This is a genomic window from Nonomuraea sp. NPDC049725, from assembly GCF_040674795.1.
In the GTDB taxonomy this organism is placed as follows: domain Bacteria; phylum Actinomycetota; class Actinomycetes; order Streptosporangiales; family Streptosporangiaceae; genus Nonomuraea; species Nonomuraea ceibae.
Genome location: NZ_JBFANJ010000023.1, coordinates 17,539 through 35,476 on the forward strand (window position 1 = coordinate 17,539; position 17,938 = coordinate 35,476).

Below are 17,938 nucleotides of genomic sequence, written 5' to 3' on the forward strand. Positions count from 1 at the left end.
CTGACAAGGCCTTACCAGCGGAGCACCGGGCGTGGCTTCGCCATGCCCGCATGCCCGCCGTCGAGGAGTGATGGTGGTCTTCACCGGTGAGCACGCCGACCAGGCACATGCAATCGTCCGCGGCGAGGGGCCGCTCGCCGGGGTGCGGATCGCCATGGTCAACTTCCGCGAGCCCAGGCAGACGACCGCGGGCGGCGCGGAGGAGTACGCCTGGCAGGTCAGCCGCCACCTGCTGACCCAGGGCGCCTCGGTGGTGTTCGTGACCGGACGCCAGCGGGGCCAGCGCCGGGCCGAGACGCGCGAGGGCATCGCGCTGCGCCGGATGGGCAACCCGTACCTGGTCTACCTGCTGGTGCCGCTATGGCTGCTGCTGCACCGGCGGCGCTTCGACGCGGTGATCGACTCGATGAACGGCATCCCGTTCTTCGCCCCGCTCGTGATGCCGCGCCGCACGCCGGTGGTGTGCCTGGTGCACCACGTGCACGACCGGCAGTTCGCCGCGTTCCTGCCCCGCTGGCTGGCGGTGATCGGCTGTTTCGTCGAGGGGCCCGTCGCCCGGCTCGTCTACCGGCGCTGCATGACGGTCACGGTGTCGGAGTCGTCCCGGCGGGAGCTGGTCGGCAAGCTGCGCTGGCTGGGCCCGATCGTCGTCGTGCCGAACGGGTGCGCGCACCCCGAGCCGCCGCCGGTCCGGGAGCCCGGCCCCGACCCGGTGATCGTGTACGCGGGCCGGCTGGTCGGGCACAAGCGCATCGACCGGGTGGTGGACCTGGCCGGGGAGCTGTCGGGGATGTGGCCGGGCCTGACCGTGCACATCGCCGGGCGCGGCCCGGAGTCGGGCCCGCTGGCCGGGCACGTGGCCGCCCGGGGGCTGGGCGACCGGGTCCGGCTGCACGGGTTCGTGCCGGAGGCGCGCAAGGTCGCGCTGCTGGCCGGGGCGACGCTGAACGTGACGGCCTCGGAGTTCGAGGGCTGGGGGCTGACCGTGATCGAGGCGGCGGCGCTCGGCGTGCCGACGGTCGCCTACGACGTGGCCGGGCTGCGCGACTCGGTGCGTCACGGCGTCACCGGCTGGCTCGTGCGGGACGGCGAGAGCCTGGCCGACGTGACCGCCCGCGCGCTCAAGGAGCTGGCCGATCCGCGCCGCCGCGCTGAGGTGTCCAAAGCGTGTCGGGCCTGGGCAAAGGAGTTCACCTGGTCCCGAACTGGGGCTAACATGACTGAACTTATCGTGGCGGAACTCCAAGATCGCGGCGGAGCCCATCAGTGACCCATGCCTCGCCTGGACGACGGGACGAGCTCCCCGACTCCGAAGCCGAGAGCTATGACAAGCGGATCGGGCACCGGCTGCGCCTGCTGGCCGGCTGCCTCCTGCTGGTCGCGATCGCGTTCAACACCTCCACCGAGAAGATCATCCCCGAGACGAAGCTCGACATGGCGGTCAACCCGCTCGGCTTCCTCGGCAGGGCCCTGCACCTGTGGGACGGCGCCTACTTCGGCCACCTGCAGAACCAGGCGTACGGCTACCTGTTCCCGATGGGCCCCTTCTACGCGCTCGGCCTCAACCTGGGCATGGAAGCCTGGACGGTGCAGCGGCTGTGGATGTCGCTGGTGCTGTGCACCGCCTTCCTCGGCACCGTGCAGCTCGCCCGCGCGCTGCGGATCGGCGGCCCGGTCTCGCGGATCGTCGCCGGGTTCGCCTACGCGCTCGCGCCGCACGCGCAGGCGCTGATCGGCATCAACTCCTCGGAGTTCCTGCCCAGCGCCGTGCTGCCGTGGATCGTGCTCCCGCTGGTCCTGGGGGCTCGGAGGGCGCTGTCGCCGCGCCGGGCCGCCGCGCTGTCGGCGCTCGCCTTCCTGTGCTGCGGCGGCGTCAACGCCGTGGCCGAGCTGGCCGTCCTCGTCGTCCCCATGCTCTACCTGCTGACCCGGGGGCGCGGCCCGGTCAAACGCCGGCTGATCGCCTGGTGGCTGCCGCTGATCGCGCTCGCCTCGCTGTGGTGGGCCGTGCCGCTGCTCACGCTGGGCCGCTACATCTTCTCCTTCCTGCCCTACATCGAGACGGCGGGCGCGACGACCAGCGTCACGTCCCTGGTCAACGCGCTGCGCGGGACGTCGAGCTGGCTCAGCTTCCTCACCGTGGACGGGCAGGTGTGGCTGCCGGACGCCCACCAGCAGTCGACCGTCCCCTGGCTGATCCTCGTCACCTCGGCCGTCGCCGCGCTGGGCTTCGCCGGGCTGGCCCTGCGCGCCTTCCCGGAGCGGACGTTCCTGCTGGTCAGCCTGCTGGCGGGGGTCGTCATCGTGACGACCGGGCACCCCGGCACCCCGCACGCCGCCTTCATGGCCGAGCTGCTGGACGGCCCGCTGTCGGCCTTCCGCAACCTGCACAAGTTCGACGCGCTGATCCGGCTGCCCGCCGCCCTCGGCGTCGCCGGCCTCATCACCCTCGTACGGCCGGACCTGCGCAGGCACCTGACCGTCGCGGCGGCCGGGCTGGTCGCCCTGTCGGGCCTGCCCATCCTGTACGCGGGACTCGCCCCGGCAGGCGGCTTCACCGCGATCCCCGACTACTGGAAGCAGGCCGTCTCCTGGCTGGGCCGCAACGCCGGCGACGGCATGGTGCTGGCCGTGCCGGGGGCCAAACGCGGCGAGTACCTGTGGGGCCGCCCGCTGGACGAGCCGCTGCAGCCGCTCGCGCGGACCCGGTGGGCCACGCACACGATCGTGCCGTGGGGGTCGGCGGGCGGGTCGCGGCTGATGGCGGCCATCGACGACCGCCTGGCCTCGGGCAAGGGCTCGGCCGGGCTGGCCGCCACGCTGCGCCGCATCGGCGTGAGCCACCTGGTGGTCCGCAACGACCTGGACCGGGCCACGATCGGCACCGCCTGGCCGGCCCGCGTGCACCAGGCGCTGGAGGACTCGCCCGGCATCTCGCTGGAGGCCAGGTTCGGGCCCGGCGTGGGCGTCGGCAGGCACGGCCAGGCGGCCTCCTGGCTGGACCAGCCGTACCCGGCGGTCGAGGTCTACAAGGTGGCCGGGGCCGCGCCGCTCGTCGGCACCGTCTCCGCCGACCGGGCGCTGCGCGTCGGCGGCGCGCCCGAGTCCGTGCTGGCGCTGGCCGAGGAGGGGCTGCTCGACGGCGACCGGCCGGTGCTGCTCAACGACGACGACGGCGTGCTGCCCGCCGCCGAGTCGGTGCTCACCGACACGCTGCGCCGCCGCGAGGTGGCCTACGCCGACCTGCGGCGCAACGCCAGCGCGACACTCACGGCCGACGAGGAGCGGCGCGGCAGCTCGCCGGCCGCCGACCTGCTCGACCCCGGCTGGGAGCGGTACCTGGCCACGGCCGGGTTCAGCGGGATCGCCGGGGTGAGCGCGTCCTCGGCGGAGTCGGACGTCACGGCGTTCGGTGAGGCGCGGGAGCCGGGGCACCAGCCGTTCGCCGCGCTCGACGGCGACCCGCGCACGAGCTGGCGCTCCACCGGCTGGACGGGCGCGACCGGCGAGTGGCTGGAGGTCGCGCTAGCCGGCCCCCGGCGGCTCGACACGATCACGGTGGCGTTCGAGACCGCGCCGATCGGGCCGCCGCCCGCCGAGGTCGTGGTCGAGACCGACGCCGGCGAGCTGCGCCAGGACGTCAGGGCCGGCGCCGGGCCGCAGGAGCTGGCCGTGCCCGAAGGGCCGACCTCCAGGGTGCGCGTCACCGTCACCCGCACCGCCTACGAGCCGGAGAGCGCGCTGGGCAGCCGCGTCGGCATCACCGAGCTGACGATCCCCGGCGTCCAGGCCGGCCGCTCGATCGTCGTGCCCGACCCGGGCGAGCAGCCGGGGGAGCCCGCGATCGCGCTCAGCAGGCAGGGCGACGTGCCCGGCTGCCTGCGCGGCTCGATGGTGTGGAGCTGCTCCGAGGGCCACGAGGTGCTCGGCGACGACGGCCACGGCTTCGACCGCCTCTTCACGACCAGGAAGGACGGCGACTACACCGTCACCGGCCGGGCCGTGCTGCGCGACCGCGTCGCCGTGGAGAAGCTGAGCACGCTGCCGGACGACGCGCTGACCGTCACCGCATCCTCCACCTCCGTGGCGCACGGCGCGGCGGCCGGCCGGTGGGCGTTCGACGACGATCCGAGAACCGTGTGGTTCGCCGACCCGCTCGACCCCAGGCCGACGCTCACCGTCGAGCTGGCCCGCCACACCACGCTGACGGAGCTGCGCGTCACCACGCCCGACTCCTACCTCGGCGCCCCGCCCCTCCGCGTGACGGTCCGCGCGGACGGCGGCGTCCGGCAGAGCTGGATCGGCAAGGACGGCCTCGTCGAGTTCCCCGCCCTGTCGGCCAAGAAGATCGAGCTGGAGTTCGGCGCGTCCGGCGGCCGGCCCGTCGAGATCAGCGACATCGCGATCCCCGGCACCAGCCCGCTCGGCGCGCTGACCGGCTTCCCGCTGCGGCTGCCGTGCGGCTACGGCCCGACCTTCACCGTGAACGGCCGGACCGTCCACACCGAGGTCACCGAGGGCACGCTGCACGACGTCGTCACCGGGCGGCCGGTGCGGTTCGAGACCTGCGAGCGGCTGCTCATGGTGGCCGGGCGCACCAGGCTGGCGCTGCGGCCCGGCGACTCCTACCGCGTCGAGTCCGCCGTGGTCCGCCGCCTCGACGAGGACGCGCGGCCGGCCGGGCCGCAGCGCATGCGCGAGACGCCCGTGCGGAGCTGGGAGCCGGGCGAGCGGGTGGTCCAGGTCGACGTCACCGCCGACTCCTACCTGGTCGTCAACGAGAACTTCAACGCCGGCTGGAAGGCCACGCTGGGAGTCGCCGAGCTCAAGCCGGTGCGGCTCGACGGCTGGCGGCAGGCCTGGTTCGTGCCCGCGTACACGTCCGGGACCGTGACGCTCACGTACGTCCCCGACGAGCCGTACCGGGCCGGGCTGGCGGCGGGCGGCGCGCTCGCGCTGCTGGTCGTGGCGCTGGCGCTGACGCCCGGCCGGGGGCGGCTGCGGCGGCTGCCGCCGTGCCGGCCGGCCGCGCCGCGCGCGGGCCTGATGCTGCCCGTGGCCGTCGCGGTCGGCTACTGGGTGGGCGGGCCGGCGGGCGCGGTGGTCGCGGCGCTCACGTTCCTGCCGGGCCTGTGGCTGCGCCCGCTGCGCGACGCCGAGCACCTGCGCGCGGGACCGCGGGCCCGGCTGCTGCGCCCGCTGTCGGGGCCGTACGCGGGCATCGCGCTGTATCTGGTCGCCGCCGCCGGGGTCGCGGCCGGCGTGGGCGGGCTGTGGACGCAGCTCCTGTGCGTGCCGCTGCTGGCGCAGCTCTGCGTCGAGGCCGCAGCCAGGACGCGGCCCGCGCCCAGGACCCGAGCCCCCGTCCCCGTCGCCGCGGGCGGCCCGACCATGACGAGCGTGCCATGACGACGACGGAGCAGCGCGGCCGGATCGTGATCGCGGTGCCCGGGCCGCTGGTCAGGGCGGTGCGCCGGCACGGCGTGGTGCTGACCGGGGTCGTGATGGTCGCCGCCGCGCTGGTCTGGAAGGCGGTGCTCCTCCAGCACGCCTACTTCAAGGAGGACGACTACGAGTTCGTGGCCAGGGCGGTGGAGAACGGGCTCTCCTTCGACTACCTGACCCGGATCCACTTCGGCCAGTTCATGCCCGGCGGGTTCCTGCTGGCCTGGTTCTCGGCCCGGCTGGAGCCGTACGGGTGGGGGGCGGCGGCGGGCGGCGTGCTCGTGCTGCACGCGGCCGCCGGGCTCGCCGTGCTGCGCATGCTGCGGGTCGTGTTCGGCGCGCGGCCGGCGATCCTGGCGCCGCTGCTGGTGTTCCTGCTGGCGCCGATCACGTTCCCGGCGCTCGCCTGGTGGGCGGCGGCGCTCAACACGGTGTTCCTGCAGCTCGCGCTGCCGATGGCGGTGGCCTCGCACTGGCATCACCTGCGCACCGGGCGGCTGCGCCACGCGGTGGCGGCGGCGGCGTGGGTGCTGGTCGGGCTGCTCGGCTTCGTCAAGGGCTTCGCCGTGCCGCTGGTGCTGCTCGCGCTGACGGCGATCTACTTCGGCGGGCTGCGCAGACGCCTGGCAGCCTGGCTGATGTACGCGGGCGTGCTGGCCGCGTTCGGCGCCCTGTACGCGCAGCGGTCGCTGGCCGCGCCGAACACCGGCGGCCTGCCCCTCTTCGACCAGGCCGCCAGCTTCCTGTGGGAGCTGCTCGGCAGGACGTTCGCGACGACCGTGCTGGGCGGGCCGTGGAAGTGGTTCGCCGGCGGCGACTGGGGCGTCGCCGCGCCGCCCACCGCGCTGGTGGTGCTCTCGCTGCTGGTCCTCGCGCTGCTGGTCGTGGTGACCGGCTACTACCGGCGGCGGGCGTACCTGGCCTGGGGGCTGCTGCTCGGCTACGCCGTCGTGGCCGACGCGCTGCCCGTCCTGTGGGGGCGGGTGCACCTGCTCGGCTCGTTCGCCGGTACGGACACCCGCTACGTGGCCGACGCCGCGCCGCTGCTCGCGCTCGTCGTCGGGCTCGTGCTGCTGCCGCTGCCCGGTGAGGCCGAGCCGTACCGCAGGCCGCTGCCCGCCAGGGAACGGGTGAGCGGGCTGTGCGGCGCGGCCCTCGGCGTGTTCGCGGGCGCGTCGCTCGTCTCGGTGACGATCTTCGCCGGCTACCTGGGCGCGGACCGGAGGCACGGCTACATCGAGACCGCCCGCGCCGAGCTGGCGAAGGCCGCGCCCGGCGCCGTCGTCTACGACCGGCTGGTGCCCGCCGACGTGGTGCCGGGCGGCTACCGCACCTACAGCCTCACCTCCAGGGTGCTGGGCGCGATGGCGTCGCCGCAGCTCCGGGCCCGCATGCAGGACCCGCCGGCGGCGCTGGAGGGCCTGGTCTTCGACGACCTGGGCCGGCTGCGGCCGGTGGAGGTCGCCGGGACCGAGCTCGCGCCGCGCACGCCCGACGGCTGCTGGCCCGCGACAGGAGGGACCGTGCAGGTGCCGCTGGCCGCCTCGCCGCCGCGCGTCGAGGGCACGCTGATCAGGCTCGGCTACTCCGCCCGCGCCGACACCGAGGTCACGATGTGGATGGCCGACCGGCCCGTCGACGTGAAGCTGCGCGCCGGGCTCGGCAAGGTGTTCATGGTCGCCGAGCCCGGCGCGGACCGCATCGTGCTGCCCGACCTGCCGCCCGGCGTGTGCGTCGGCGCGGTCACCCCCGGTCAGGCGGTGCCCGTCCCGTGAACGTGAGCCGTACGACCCTCGCGCTGGTCCTGGCCGCGGCCGGGGCGTTCCTGCTGACGCTGGTCCCGCTGATGCGCTGGCACGTCTCCGCGCGGGTGTTCGTGGCGCCCTTGGAGCAGCAGACGATGACCAGGTCGGTGGCCGAGTCCGCGACCTACCTGGACCCGGCCACGATGAAGCCGCAGCGGGGCCCGCTGGTGCTGACCCGCTGGCTGATCGGCGACGTGCTGGCCGGGGACGAGCGGCGGGCGGTGTGGACCGAGTCGGTCTCGCTGGCCACCCGCGACGACCGGCGGCTCGACTACCACGAGCGGCGGCTGGCCTTCAACCGGCGGACCGGCGTGATCGTCAACTGTTGCGGCGAGTATCTGGACGAGGACGCCCGGATCAAGCAGTCGGGCCAGGCGTACCGGTGGCCGTTCCGGGCGGAGCCGGGCGACTACACGCTGTTCGACCTGCGGCTGCGCCGGGCGGTGCCGGTCACGTACGAAGGGGTCGAGCGGGTGCGCGGCGTCGAGACGCACCGCTACGCGCAGCGCACGCCGCGGCAGCTCGTGCCGGGGGAGCAGCCGCCGGTGCCGCGCCGGCTGCTCGGGCTCAAGGGCGCGGGCGACGTGGGCGTGGCCCGCTACGCGGAGATCCGCCGGACCTTCTGGGTCGAACCGGTCAGCGGGCTGCCCGTGAAGACCGCGGACCGGGTGACGGAGACGCTCGTCACGGCCGACGGGAGCGGCAGGCTCGTGGCGCTGGACGCCGACTTCACCACGGCGGCGGGCGACGTGCGGGCGGCGCTGGAGACGGCGGCCTTCTACCGGCGCTGGGAGCTGGTCGCCGGGACGGTCGCGCCGGTCGGCGGCGGGCTGCTCGGCGTGGGCTGCGTGGCCGCCGCGCTGTGGCTGGCGCGGCGGCGCTCACCTGCGGCGCAGGACCAGCAACAGGTTCCAGGTGACGAGCTCGCGGACGCCAGGTAGGTGGACGACATGCCGGGCCCAGCGCGGGTGGTAGCGGGGGATCGCGTCGAGCACGTCCACGTCGCGGTGGCGGCGCGCCCACGCCAGCGGCCCCGCCACGCCGACGGCGAACATGCTCTCCCCGTAGACGTTCTTGGGCGGCCTGCCGTGCGTGCGCTCGTAGCGGCGGGCGGCCCGGTGGCCGCCGAGGTAGTGCCACGGCGAGGTCTCGTGGCCGCCCCAGGGCGACAGCCAGATCGTGTAGGACAGGTAGACGACGCCGCCCGGCCGGGTGACGCGGACCATCTCGTCCGCCATGCGGCGCGGGTCCGGCACGTGCTCCAGCACGTTGGAGGAGAAGCACACGTCGACCGAGCCGGTGGCCAGCGGCAGGTCCAGCGCGCTGCCCAGCACCGCGTCGCGCGGCGGCGCGCCGTCGCGCAGCCGCATCTCGCCGGCGTCGCAGTCGACGCACACCGGGCGCGCCCCCGCCGCGCGCAGCGCGTCGGCGAAGTAGCCGGGCCCGCCGCCCACGTCGGCCACCGTCGCGCCGTCGAGATCCGTGTACGTGCCGAGCTGCGCCACCGTGTCGGCGGCCAGCGTGCCGTAGAAGAAGTCGGGATCGCTCTGTTCGAGGCGGAAGGCGCGCAGCAGCCGGACGGACCTCGCCAGATCCGCCCGGAACGGTGCAGGGGTGTCCACGGCGCGGAGCATACTCCAGAGGAGGGAACGCGTTGACGGTCCAGGACGAACGCCCCGCCGGCTTTCAGATCACCCTGCCCTCCCTCGGCACCGGCCCGGTCGTCGGCGCCGGTCTGCTGCTCGTCGCGATCTCGCTGGCCTTCAGGGCGAGCGTGCTGGGCCGGGCGTACTTCGTCGAGGACGACTTCCTGTTCGTCGCCGCGGCCGGTGACAGCGGCCTGACCTGGGACTATCTGACCCGGGTGCACAAGGGGCACTTCATGCCGGGCGCGCTCGCGCTGGTGTGGGTGCTCTCGGCGGTCGCGCCCTACAGCTGGGCGCTGGTCTCGTTCGTGACGATCGCGCTCCAGGCGGCGGCGTCGGTCATGTTCCTGGTGCTGCTGCGGCGGCTGTTCGGCGACCGGCCCTGGGTGCTCGCGCCGCTGGCCGTGTACGTGTTCGCGCCGCTGACCGTGCCCGCGATGAGCTGGTGGTCGGCGGCGCTCAACGCGGTCCCGCTCCAGCTCGCGCTGGCGGGCGCGCTGGCCGCGCACGTCCGGTACGCCAGGACCGGGCAGGGCAGGTGGCACGCGCTGATCTGGACGGCCGCCGGCATGGCCTTCTCCACCAAGGGGGTGTTCATCCCCTTCGTGATCCTCGGCGTGTCCAGCGCCTTCCTCGGCGGGGGGCTGTGGGCCCGCTCGATCCTGGCGGAGTTGCGCCGGCCCGGCTGGTGGGCGCAGGGGGCGCTGCTGGCCGGTTACGCGGTGCTCTACCTGCTGCGCCGCGACAGCGCCGGGTCTGACGCGCTGACCGGGCCGAAGGCCGAGCTGGTGCCGGGGGTGGTGCGCCGGCTGCTGGGGGAGACGTTCCCGACAGGCGCCGTGGGCGGGCCGCTGCGCTGGGGCGGCGTCACCGCCACCGGCGGCCTCGCGGACCCGGAGACGGTCACGGTGGTGGCCGCGTGGGCGCTGATCGCGCTGCTGGTGGCGCTCACCTGCGTGTACCGGCGGCGGGCCTGGCGGGCGTGGGCGATCCTGGCCGCCTACGTCGTGGTGGCCGACGCGGTCCCCACGGTGATCGCCCGCGCCACGCTGTGGGACATGGTGGGGGCCGAGACGCGTTACGTCGCCGACGCCGCCGTGCTGTTCGCCCTCTGCCTGGCCCTGGCCGCGCTGCCGGTCGCCGGGGAGGAGGACGCCGTGCGGAGGCGGACGCCCGGCGGCCTGCCCGCCGCGGCGGGCGCGCTCACGGCCGCCTTCGTGGTCACGGCGCTGGTCTCCACCAACGCCTACGCCGACACCCTCACCGGCGACCGCGTCAGGACCTACCTGGACGCCGCCCGGCAGTCGCTGGCCGAGGCCCCGGACCTCGACGTGTACGACCGGCCGGTGCCGCCGCACATCGTGCTGCCGTGGAACGGCTCCCGGCGGCTCACCTCGAACGTGCTGGGCCCGCTGGCCGACCCGGAGACGCGGCGGCGGATGCGCGACCCGCGCCCGTCGGCCAGGCCGTACGTGTTCGACGACGCCGGGAAGCTGGTGCCGGTGGGCCGGGTGGTGCCGTTCTTCGACGAGGTGGCCGGCGCCGAGTGCTATCCGGCGGGCGCGATGTTCCCCGTCGAGTCGATGGGCGGGCCCGGCATGGTCGTCGCCCTGGCCTACGTCAGCGACGTGCCGGTGCGGGTGGTGGCCGACCTGGGCGGCACGGAACGGGCGGCGAGCCTGCCCGCCACGCCCGCCGACGGCGGCCTGTTCTACGTCCCGCACGACGGCGCGGGCGCCGGGCTGCGCGTCACCGTGGCGGGCGCGGGGGCTCAGGGCTTCTGTCTCAGGGCGGTCGCGTTCGGCGAGCCGGGGCCCGCCCTGTGAGGCACGAACCGGATCAGCGCCCTGGCCGGCGTCTCGACCCAGCGGTAGGTGAGCGCCGACAGCCCGACCGTGATCGCGCCGATCGCGACCAGGTTGACCAGCAGGTTGCCGCTCCACGGCTGCTGCCCGGTGAAGTCGTACCAGAGATAGATCACCACGAACTGCCACAGGAACACGCCGTAGGAGATCTCGCCCAGCCGGCTCATCACCCGCCCGCCGATCACCCGCCGCACCCGCGTGACCCCCTCGGGCTCCAGCGCGGCGGGCGCCACCAGGCAGAAGGCGATGACCGTGTAGAGGAGCTGCTCGGAGAACGCGGTCCAGATGCCGCCCAGGCCGACGAAGCGCGGCCCGGTGAGCGGCGTGGCCGCGATGGCGTACGCCAGGCCGGCGATGACCCACAGCGTGCCCCACGAGGCCGCCAGGGCCGCGCCCAGCCGCCGTGCCGGGCCGTCCTCTGCCCTGGCCCAGACGGTCAGCACCGCCAGCGCCATGCCGGGCACGAAGAACGTCCACGAGCGCGGCAGCCATACGTTCATCCACGGCCGGTACTCGGGGAAGTACTCGAAGATCGTGTACACGTACGAGAGCGCGCCGAAGACGGCCAGGCCGATCAGCAGGCGCTTGGCGCGGGCGGCGACGCCGGGCCCGGCCCGCAGCGCGAAGGCGCGCAGGGCGGCGGCCATGAGCGGCAGCGTGAGGTAGAAGGCCGCCTCGACCGCGAGGCTCCACATCTGGCCGAGCCCCTTGGGCCCGAGGCCGAACCACCACGGGTCGAGGTCGTAGATGTGCACCAGGAACAGCATCTTCGCCCACGTCCACACGTCGCCGCGGTGCGCGCCGCCCCACAGCAGCAGCGCGACGGCGACGACCAGCCAGTAGGCGGGGACGATGCGGAAGAAGCGCCGCCACAGGTAGCGGCCGGCGGCGGGCTCGGGGTCGCCGGTCAGCAGGGCGGCCGCCCACGGCCGGTAGAGCAGCAGGCCGGAGAGCGTGAAGAAGATCGGCACGCCGATCTCGCCGCGCGACAGCAGCCCGCCGAGGAAGCCGGGCTGGAGCGCCGTGCCCGCCTCCATGGAGACGTGGAAGAGCAGGACCGCGAGGGCGGCGACGGCGCGGATGCCGTCGAGCGCGGGCTGGCGGCCGGACACCACGGGTCTGCCCGCCGATGTAGAACCTGTTTCGGTCACGTTTCCGCATCCCTGGTGACGTCGCTCACTGGCGGCAATAACATACCGGCAAGTAGAACTCGTTTTCAGTACGTAATCGCCCAAAACCGGCATCCGTGCACCTGTCCCATGGAGGTTCCATGAACCGGGTCGTTGGAAGCGTTCTGATCGCCATCGGTGCCTTTCTCGTCGTGCTGTCCCCCCTGACGCACTTCCAGGTGGCCTCGGCGCTGATCGCCGCCAAGGCCGACCAGTACGGGATCAGCAACCTCCGGGCCACGGGCGCACAGTACTTCAGCGCCGCCGACGGCAAGGTGCTGACCGCCGACCTCGACATCACCGTCACCACCCGGGGCGACGTCAAGGGAGCCGAGGGCGACACGGTCGTCTGGGACGAGTTCACCTACGTCAACGACGTCACCCACAGCAAGCCGATCGACTACACCGAGCGGCGCAGCGCCTTCGACAAGCGCTCCGGCGTCGGCCTCAACTGCTGCGGCGTCAGCATCGACAAGGAGCCCGTCCAGCTCCAGGGCCAGATCTACAAGTTCCCCTTCGACGTGGAGAAGAAGAGCTACCAGGTCTTCAACTCCACGGCCGGCAAGGCGTTCGAGGCCAAGTTCGTCGCCGAGGAGCAGGTCAACGGCCTGACCGTGTACAAGTTCGAGCAGACGGTCCCGGAGACCAAGACGGAGACCAGGACCGCCCCCGCCGCCTGGTTCGGCATGGGCGAGTCGGGTGACGTCCAGCTCGACCGCGTCTACTCCGGCGTCAACACCTACTGGATCGAGCCGGTCACCGGCGCGCCCGTCAAGCAGGAGCAGCAGCGCAACGAGGTGCTGCGCAGCCAGGACGGCGTCGAGCGGTCCAAGGCGTTCGTCGCCCACGCCAAGATGACGGACGAGACGGTCAAGAAGCTCGTCGACAGCGCCGCCGACAGCAAGAGCCAGATCACGCTGATCAGGACCACGATCCCGCTCGTGCTGGCGATCGTCGGCGTCGTGCTGCTGGCCGTGGGGATCTTCGCGGTGAGCCGCAAGCGCGCATGAGCCAGGACGGGGTGGCGGCGCGGCCGGTCGCCGCGCCCGTCCTCGGGCTGATCAGGGCGGCCCGGCCGCGCCAGTGGCTGAAGAACGTGCTGGTGCTGGCCGCGCCCATGGCCGCCGGCGTGATCGGCGAGCCGCGCAGCCTGCTGGCGGCGATGCTCGTGTTCGCCGCGTTCTGCCTGGCCGCCAGCGGGTCCTACCTGCTCAACGACGCCGCCGACGTGGCCGCGGACCGGCTGCACCCGCGCAAGAGCAAGCGGGCGGTCGCCTCCGGCGTGGTGCCGGTGCCGATGGCGCGCTGGACCGGCGTGGCGCTCATGGTGCTCGCCCCCGGTGTCGCCGCGCTCACCGGCGACTGGCGTCCGGCCGCCGTCGTGGCCGGCTACCTGGCCCTGACGCTCGCGTACACGCTGTGGCTCAAGCACGTCGAGGTCGTGGACCTGATCGCGGTCGCCGGCTGCCACGTGGTCCGCGCCTACGCCGGGGCCGTCGCCGTGGACGTGCCGGTGACCGGCTGGTTCCTCGTCGTGGTGTCGCTGGCCGCGCTGCAGCTCGTCGCGGGCAAGCGGGAGACCGAGCTGCGCGCCCAGGGCGTGAGCGGCACCCGCGCCACGCTGGCCGCCTACACGCCCGCCTACCTGTCCCAGGTCCGCGTCATGTGCTCGGGCGCGATGATCGTCACCTACTGCCTGTGGGCGCTCAACGCGCACGCGAACCTGTTCTACGGGCTCAGCATCGTGCCCTTCGTGCTGCTCGTCCTGCGGCACAATCTCCTGGTGGACCGGGGGATCGGAGAAGAGCCCGAGGAGCTTGCCGTGCGCGACCCGCAGATCAGGATCTTCGCCGCGCTGCTGATCGCGCTGGCGGGGCTGGGAATCTACACATGACGACGTTCCTGACCGGGTGGGGCCGCACGTCGCCCTCCCCGGCGACCGTGGTCAGGCCGCGCGACACCGCCGAGGTGGCCGCGCTGGTCGCCGCCGCCCCCGGCCGCGGCCTCGTGGCCCGCGGCCTCGGCAGGGCGTACGGCGACGCCGCCCAGAACTCCGGCGGCCTGGTCCTCGACTGCACCGGGCTGGGCGGCTGGAGCTTCGACGAGGAGACCGGGCTGGTGACCGCCTCGGCCGGGGTGAGCCTGCACGAGCTGATGACGGCCCTGGTGCCGCGCGGCTGGTTCGTGCCCGTCAGCCCCGGCACCCGCCACGTCACCGTCGGCGGCGCCGTCGCGGCCGACGTGCACGGCAAGAACCACCACCGCGACTCCTCCTTCGGCGCCCACCTGCGCTCGCTCACCCTGGTCACGGCCGACGGCGCGGTGCGCACGCTCACCCCCGACGAGCCGCTGTTCCACGCCACCGTGGGCGGCATGGGGCTGACCGGCGTGGTGTGCGAGGCCACGTTCGGCTGCGTGCCCGTGGCGAGCTCCCTCATGCGGGTGGACGTGCGGCGCACCGGCGACCTGGACGAGACACTGGCCGCCATGGCCGACGACGACGACCGCCACCGCTACACGGTCGCCTGGATCGACCTGCTGGCGCGCGGGCGCCGGATGGGGCGCGGCGTGCTGACCAGCGGCGACCACGCCGAGCGGGGCGCCCGCGACTTCGCGCCCCGCACCCTGCTGCGCGCCCCGCGCCGGGCCCCCGGCGGGCTGCTCAACGGCGTGAGCGTGCGGGCCTTCAACGAGGCGTGGTACCACAGGGCGCCCCGGCGGGCGAGCGTCGTGCAGGGGATCGCGCCGTTCTTCCACCCGCTCGACGCCGTCGAGGGCTGGAACCGCGTCTACGGCCCGCGGGGCTTCGTCCAATACCAGTTCGTGGTGCCGTTCGGAGCCGAGAAGACGCTGCGGGAGATCGTCGGGCGGTTGTCGTCGACCGGGACCGTGTCGTTCCTGACCGTGCTCAAGCGGTTCGGGGCCGGGTCCAGCGGGCTGCTGTCGTTCCCGATGCCGGGCTGGACGCTGGCCCTCGACATCCCGGCCGGGCAGCGCGGGCTGGGCCGGCTGCTGCGCGGCTTCGACGAGCGGGTCGCCGAGGCGGGCGGGCGCGTCTACCTGGCCAAGGACTCGCGGCTGCGAGCTGACATGATGGCCCGCATGTATCCCGGGCTGGACCGGTGGCGGCGGATCAGGGACGAGGCCGACCCCGCCGGGCTGTTCCGCTCCGACCTGGCCAGGAGGCTCGGCCTGTGAAGAACGCTCTGGGCGCGGTCGACACCGTGCTGCTGCTCGGCGGACGCAGCGAGATCGGGCTGGAGATCGTCCGGCTGCTGGTGGGGCTGGGCGCGAGCCGGATCGTGCTGGCGATGCGCGAGCCCGGCGGCCCGCCGCCCGCCGTGACGCCGAACGTCGAGCGGCCCGCCGGGGCGGCGCCGCCCGAGGTGCACGTGCTGCCGTTCGACGCGCTCGACGCGGCCTCCCACGGCGAGGTCTTCGACAAGGCCGTGGAGCTGGTCGGCGACCTCGACGTGGTGATCTCCGCGTTCGGCGTGCTGGGCAGCCAGGACGCCTACGACACCGACCCGGCGGCGGCCATGACCGACGTGGCCGTCAACTACGGCGCGCACGTGTCGGCGGGCCTGCACGCGGCCCGGGTGCTGCGCCGCCAGGGCCACGGCACGCTCGTGGTGCTGTCGTCGGTGGCGGGCGCGCGGGTGCGCCGGGCCAACTTCGTGTACGGGTCGGCCAAGGCCGGGCTCGACGGGTTCGCGCAGGGGCTCGGCGACGCGCTGCACGGCACCGGGGCCCGGGTGCTGATCGTGCGGCCGGGGTTCGTGATCGGGCGGATGACCGAGGGGCTGACGCCGGCGCCGCTGTCGTCGACGCCCCGGCAGGTGGCGCTGGCCACGGTGCGGGCGCTGCGTGAGGGCCGGGCGAGCGTGTGGGTGCCTCCGGCGCTCGGGCCGGCGTTCGGCCTGATGCGGCTGCTGCCCCGCGCGCTCTGGCGCCGGATGCCGCGTTAGAACCCGTTCCACAGAACCCGGCGTAGCCGAACCGCGGAGTAGAACACGTTGCAGTTGACGGGGTCGCGGCTTATCGTCGAGCCATGCGGACCCGGGTCACGGACATGTTCGGAATCGACCTCCCGATCTTCGCTTTCAGCCACTGCCGGGACGTGGTGGCGGCCGTCAGCCGCGCCGGAGGGATGGGCGTGCTCGGCGCGCTCTACTTCACCCCGGAAGAGCTCGAACAGGAGCTCAAGTGGATCGACGACCACGTGGACGGCAAGCCGTACGGCGTCGACGTGGTCATGCCCGCCTCCTACGAGGGCGCCGACTTCGCGCCCGAGGAGCTCGTCGGCCGCCTCCAGGGGATGATCCCGCAGGGGCACCGGGAGTTCGTCGACGGCCTGCTGGCCGCCCACGGCGTGCCGCCGCTCGGCGAGGACGCCGACGCCGGCCGGGTGCTGCTCGGCTGGACAGACGCCACCGCCCGCCCGCAGGTCGAGGTCGCGCTGCGGCACCCGATCGCGCTGCTGGCCAACGCGCTCGGCCCGCCGCCCGCCGACATCGTCGAGCTGGCCCACGCGCACGGCGTCAAGGTCGCCGCCCTGGCCTCCACGCCCCGCCACGCGCTCAAGCAGGTCGAGGTCGGCGTGGACGTGGTCGTCGCGCAGGGCACCGAGGCCGGCGGCCACACCGGCGAGATCTCCACCATGGTCCTCATCCCGCAGGTGGTCGACGCGGTCGACGCGCCGGTGCTGGCGGCGGGCGGGATCGGCAACGGCCGCCAGATGGCCGCCGGGCTGGCGCTCGGCGCGGAAGGCGTGTGGACCGGCTCGCTCTGGCTCACGGTCGAGGAGGCCGACACGCCGGAGATGGCCAAGCGGCGCATCCTGGAGGCCACCTCCCGCGACACGGTCCGCTCCCGGAGCTGGACGGGCAAGCCCGCCCGCCTGCTCAGGAACGAGTGGACCGACGCCTGGGAGTCGGACGGGTCGCCGGGCACGCTGCCGATGCCGCTGCAGTTCATGCTGGTGTCGGACGCGCTGCGGCGCATCGGCCGCTCCGACGCCGCGGAGCTGGCCACGTTCCCGGCGGGCCAGATCATCGGCATCACCAACCAGGTCCGCGCCACCAAGGACGTCGTCTTCTCCCTCGTCGAGGAGTACGCCGACGCCCTGGAGCGGCTGGAGCGCATCACCCGCGACTGAGCGGCGCGTCAGCGGCCCCGGTAGACGGGCGGGCGCTTCTCGCGGAAGGCGAGCGTGCCCTCCTTGGCGTCCTCGGAGCCGATGACCGGCCAGCCGAGCTCGTCGGAGACCTTGAGCGCCTCGGGCTCCGGCAGGCCGAGCGTGTCGCGGTAGGCGCGCAGGATGGCCTGGACGGCCAGCGGGCCGCTGGCGGCGACGTCGGCGGCCAGCTTCAGCGCCTCGGGCAGCGCCTGCCCGTCGGGGACGACGCGGTTGACCAGCCCCATCGACAGGGCCTCGGCGGCGGTGACGGCCCGCCCGGTCAGCAGGAGGTCCATGGCGTGACAGTACGGGATCTGCCGGGGCAGCCGGATCGCGCTGCCGCCCATCGGGAACAGCGCGCGCCTGGCCTCGAACAGGCCGAGCGTGGCCGACTCGGCGACGACGCGCAGGTCGGTGCCGACCAGCAGCTCGGTGCCCCCGGCCACGGCGTGGCCCTCGACGGCGCTGATGATCGGCTTGGTGGGCGGGTCGGCGCGCAGCAGGCCCTTCCAGTGGTAGTCGGCGATCTTCGCGCCGCGCGCCTGGACCTCGGGGTCCTGCGGCGGCCGGCCCATGGCCTTGAGGTCGGCGCCCGCGCAGAACGTGCCCTGCGCGCCGGTCAGGACGGCGACGCGGACGGACGGCTCGGCCGACACGTACGCCCACGCGCTCGCCAGGCCGATCAGCATGTCCGACGACAGCGCGTTGCGGGCCTCGGGGCGGTCCATGGTGACGACGACCACGTGGCCGTCCCGTTCGACGCGGCAGTGGGGGGTGCTGATCGGCAGCGATTCCACGGACACCTCCTGAAATCAAGCGCTTGCTCCCA

General features: G+C 74.2%; 13 protein-coding genes. 10 read left to right on the forward strand and 3 right to left on the reverse strand.

What is annotated here, in order from left to right; all coding sequences use genetic code 11:
- Positions 1-70 precede the first annotated feature (70 nt).
- From AB0J53_RS39870 to AB0J53_RS39885, 4 genes are read left to right on the forward strand one after another with little or no spacing between them, the layout of a single operon-like run.
- Complete coding sequence (locus tag AB0J53_RS39870; protein WP_364182187.1) at positions 71-1,270, forward strand: glycosyltransferase family 4 protein; 1,200 nt, start codon at positions 71-73, stop codon at positions 1,268-1,270.
- Positions 1,267-5,409 (forward strand): alpha-(1->3)-arabinofuranosyltransferase, encoded by a 4,143-nt coding sequence (locus tag AB0J53_RS39875; protein WP_364182189.1) that lies wholly within the window; start codon positions 1,267-1,269, stop codon positions 5,407-5,409. Before AB0J53_RS39870 ends, AB0J53_RS39875 begins: the two co-directional genes overlap by 4 nt.
- Positions 5,406-7,220, forward strand: a complete 1,815-nt coding sequence (locus AB0J53_RS39880; RefSeq protein ID WP_364182192.1) for a hypothetical protein — start codon at positions 5,406-5,408, stop codon at positions 7,218-7,220. Before AB0J53_RS39875 ends, AB0J53_RS39880 begins: the two co-directional genes overlap by 4 nt.
- Entirely contained in the window at positions 7,217-8,191 is a 975-nt protein-coding gene (locus AB0J53_RS39885; protein ID WP_364182195.1) for a DUF3068 domain-containing protein, read from the forward strand. Before AB0J53_RS39880 ends, AB0J53_RS39885 begins: the two co-directional genes overlap by 4 nt.
- Here the strand turns inward: AB0J53_RS39885 and AB0J53_RS39890 are convergent.
- A complete protein-coding gene (locus AB0J53_RS39890; RefSeq protein ID WP_364182198.1) occupies positions 8,132-8,872 on the reverse strand; it encodes a methyltransferase domain-containing protein in 741 nt (246 codons plus the stop codon). The two genes, AB0J53_RS39885 and AB0J53_RS39890, sit on opposite strands and share 60 nt — an antisense overlap.
- Positions 8,873-8,904: 32 nt before the next feature.
- Between AB0J53_RS39890 and AB0J53_RS39895 the strand changes: the two genes are divergently transcribed.
- The gene (locus AB0J53_RS39895) at positions 8,905-10,722 is read left to right on the forward strand and encodes a hypothetical protein (protein WP_364182200.1); all 1,818 of its coding nucleotides are present in this window, start codon (positions 8,905-8,907) and stop codon (positions 10,720-10,722) included.
- Here AB0J53_RS39895 and AB0J53_RS39900 read toward each other — a convergent pair.
- On the reverse strand, positions 10,668-11,912 hold the full coding sequence (locus AB0J53_RS39900; RefSeq protein WP_364182203.1) for an acyltransferase: 1,245 nt from the start codon (positions 11,910-11,912) through the stop codon (positions 10,668-10,670). The two genes, AB0J53_RS39895 and AB0J53_RS39900, sit on opposite strands and share 55 nt — an antisense overlap.
- Positions 11,913-12,031: 119 nt before the next feature.
- Between AB0J53_RS39900 and AB0J53_RS39905 the strand changes: the two genes are divergently transcribed.
- From AB0J53_RS39905 to AB0J53_RS39925, 5 genes are all read left to right on the forward strand, one after another.
- A complete protein-coding gene (locus tag AB0J53_RS39905; protein ID WP_219511290.1) occupies positions 12,032-12,940 on the forward strand; it encodes a DUF3068 domain-containing protein in 909 nt (302 codons plus the stop codon).
- A complete protein-coding gene (locus tag AB0J53_RS39910) occupies positions 12,937-13,824 on the forward strand; it encodes a decaprenyl-phosphate phosphoribosyltransferase (protein WP_364182206.1) in 888 nt (295 codons plus the stop codon). Before AB0J53_RS39905 ends, AB0J53_RS39910 begins: the two co-directional genes overlap by 4 nt.
- Complete coding sequence (locus AB0J53_RS39915) at positions 13,821-15,128, forward strand: FAD-binding oxidoreductase (protein WP_364182209.1); 1,308 nt, start codon at positions 13,821-13,823, stop codon at positions 15,126-15,128. Before AB0J53_RS39910 ends, AB0J53_RS39915 begins: the two co-directional genes overlap by 4 nt.
- Positions 15,125-15,898 (forward strand): SDR family NAD(P)-dependent oxidoreductase, encoded by a 774-nt coding sequence (locus tag AB0J53_RS39920; protein ID WP_364182212.1) that lies wholly within the window; start codon positions 15,125-15,127, stop codon positions 15,896-15,898. Before AB0J53_RS39915 ends, AB0J53_RS39920 begins: the two co-directional genes overlap by 4 nt.
- 83 nt (positions 15,899-15,981) lie before the next feature.
- Entirely contained in the window at positions 15,982-17,088 is a 1,107-nt protein-coding gene (locus AB0J53_RS39925) for a nitronate monooxygenase family protein (RefSeq protein ID WP_364182215.1), read from the forward strand.
- An 8-nt stretch (positions 17,089-17,096) separates the two neighbouring features.
- On the opposite strand, the gene AB0J53_RS39930 is transcribed toward AB0J53_RS39925, so the two are convergent.
- A complete protein-coding gene (locus AB0J53_RS39930; protein WP_364182217.1) occupies positions 17,097-17,906 on the reverse strand; it encodes a crotonase/enoyl-CoA hydratase family protein in 810 nt (269 codons plus the stop codon).
- Positions 17,907-17,938 lie beyond the last annotated feature (32 nt).

Bases quoted from the DNA above. Each gene is read 5' to 3' on its own strand.
- AB0J53_RS39870 (WP_364182187.1), top strand. From the start codon at position 71: ATGGTGGTCTTCACCGGTGAGCACGCCGACCAGGCACATGCAATCGTC.
- AB0J53_RS39880 (WP_364182192.1), top strand. From the start codon at position 5,406: ATGACGACGACGGAGCAGCGCGGCCGGATCGTGATCGCGGTGCCCGGG.
- AB0J53_RS39905 (WP_219511290.1), top strand. From the start codon at position 12,032: ATGAACCGGGTCGTTGGAAGCGTTCTGATCGCCATCGGTGCCTTTCTC.
- AB0J53_RS39910 (WP_364182206.1), top strand. From the start codon at position 12,937: ATGAGCCAGGACGGGGTGGCGGCGCGGCCGGTCGCCGCGCCCGTCCTC.
- AB0J53_RS39915 (WP_364182209.1), top strand. From the start codon at position 13,821: ATGACGACGTTCCTGACCGGGTGGGGCCGCACGTCGCCCTCCCCGGCG.
- AB0J53_RS39925 (WP_364182215.1), top strand. From the start codon at position 15,982: ATGCGGACCCGGGTCACGGACATGTTCGGAATCGACCTCCCGATCTTC.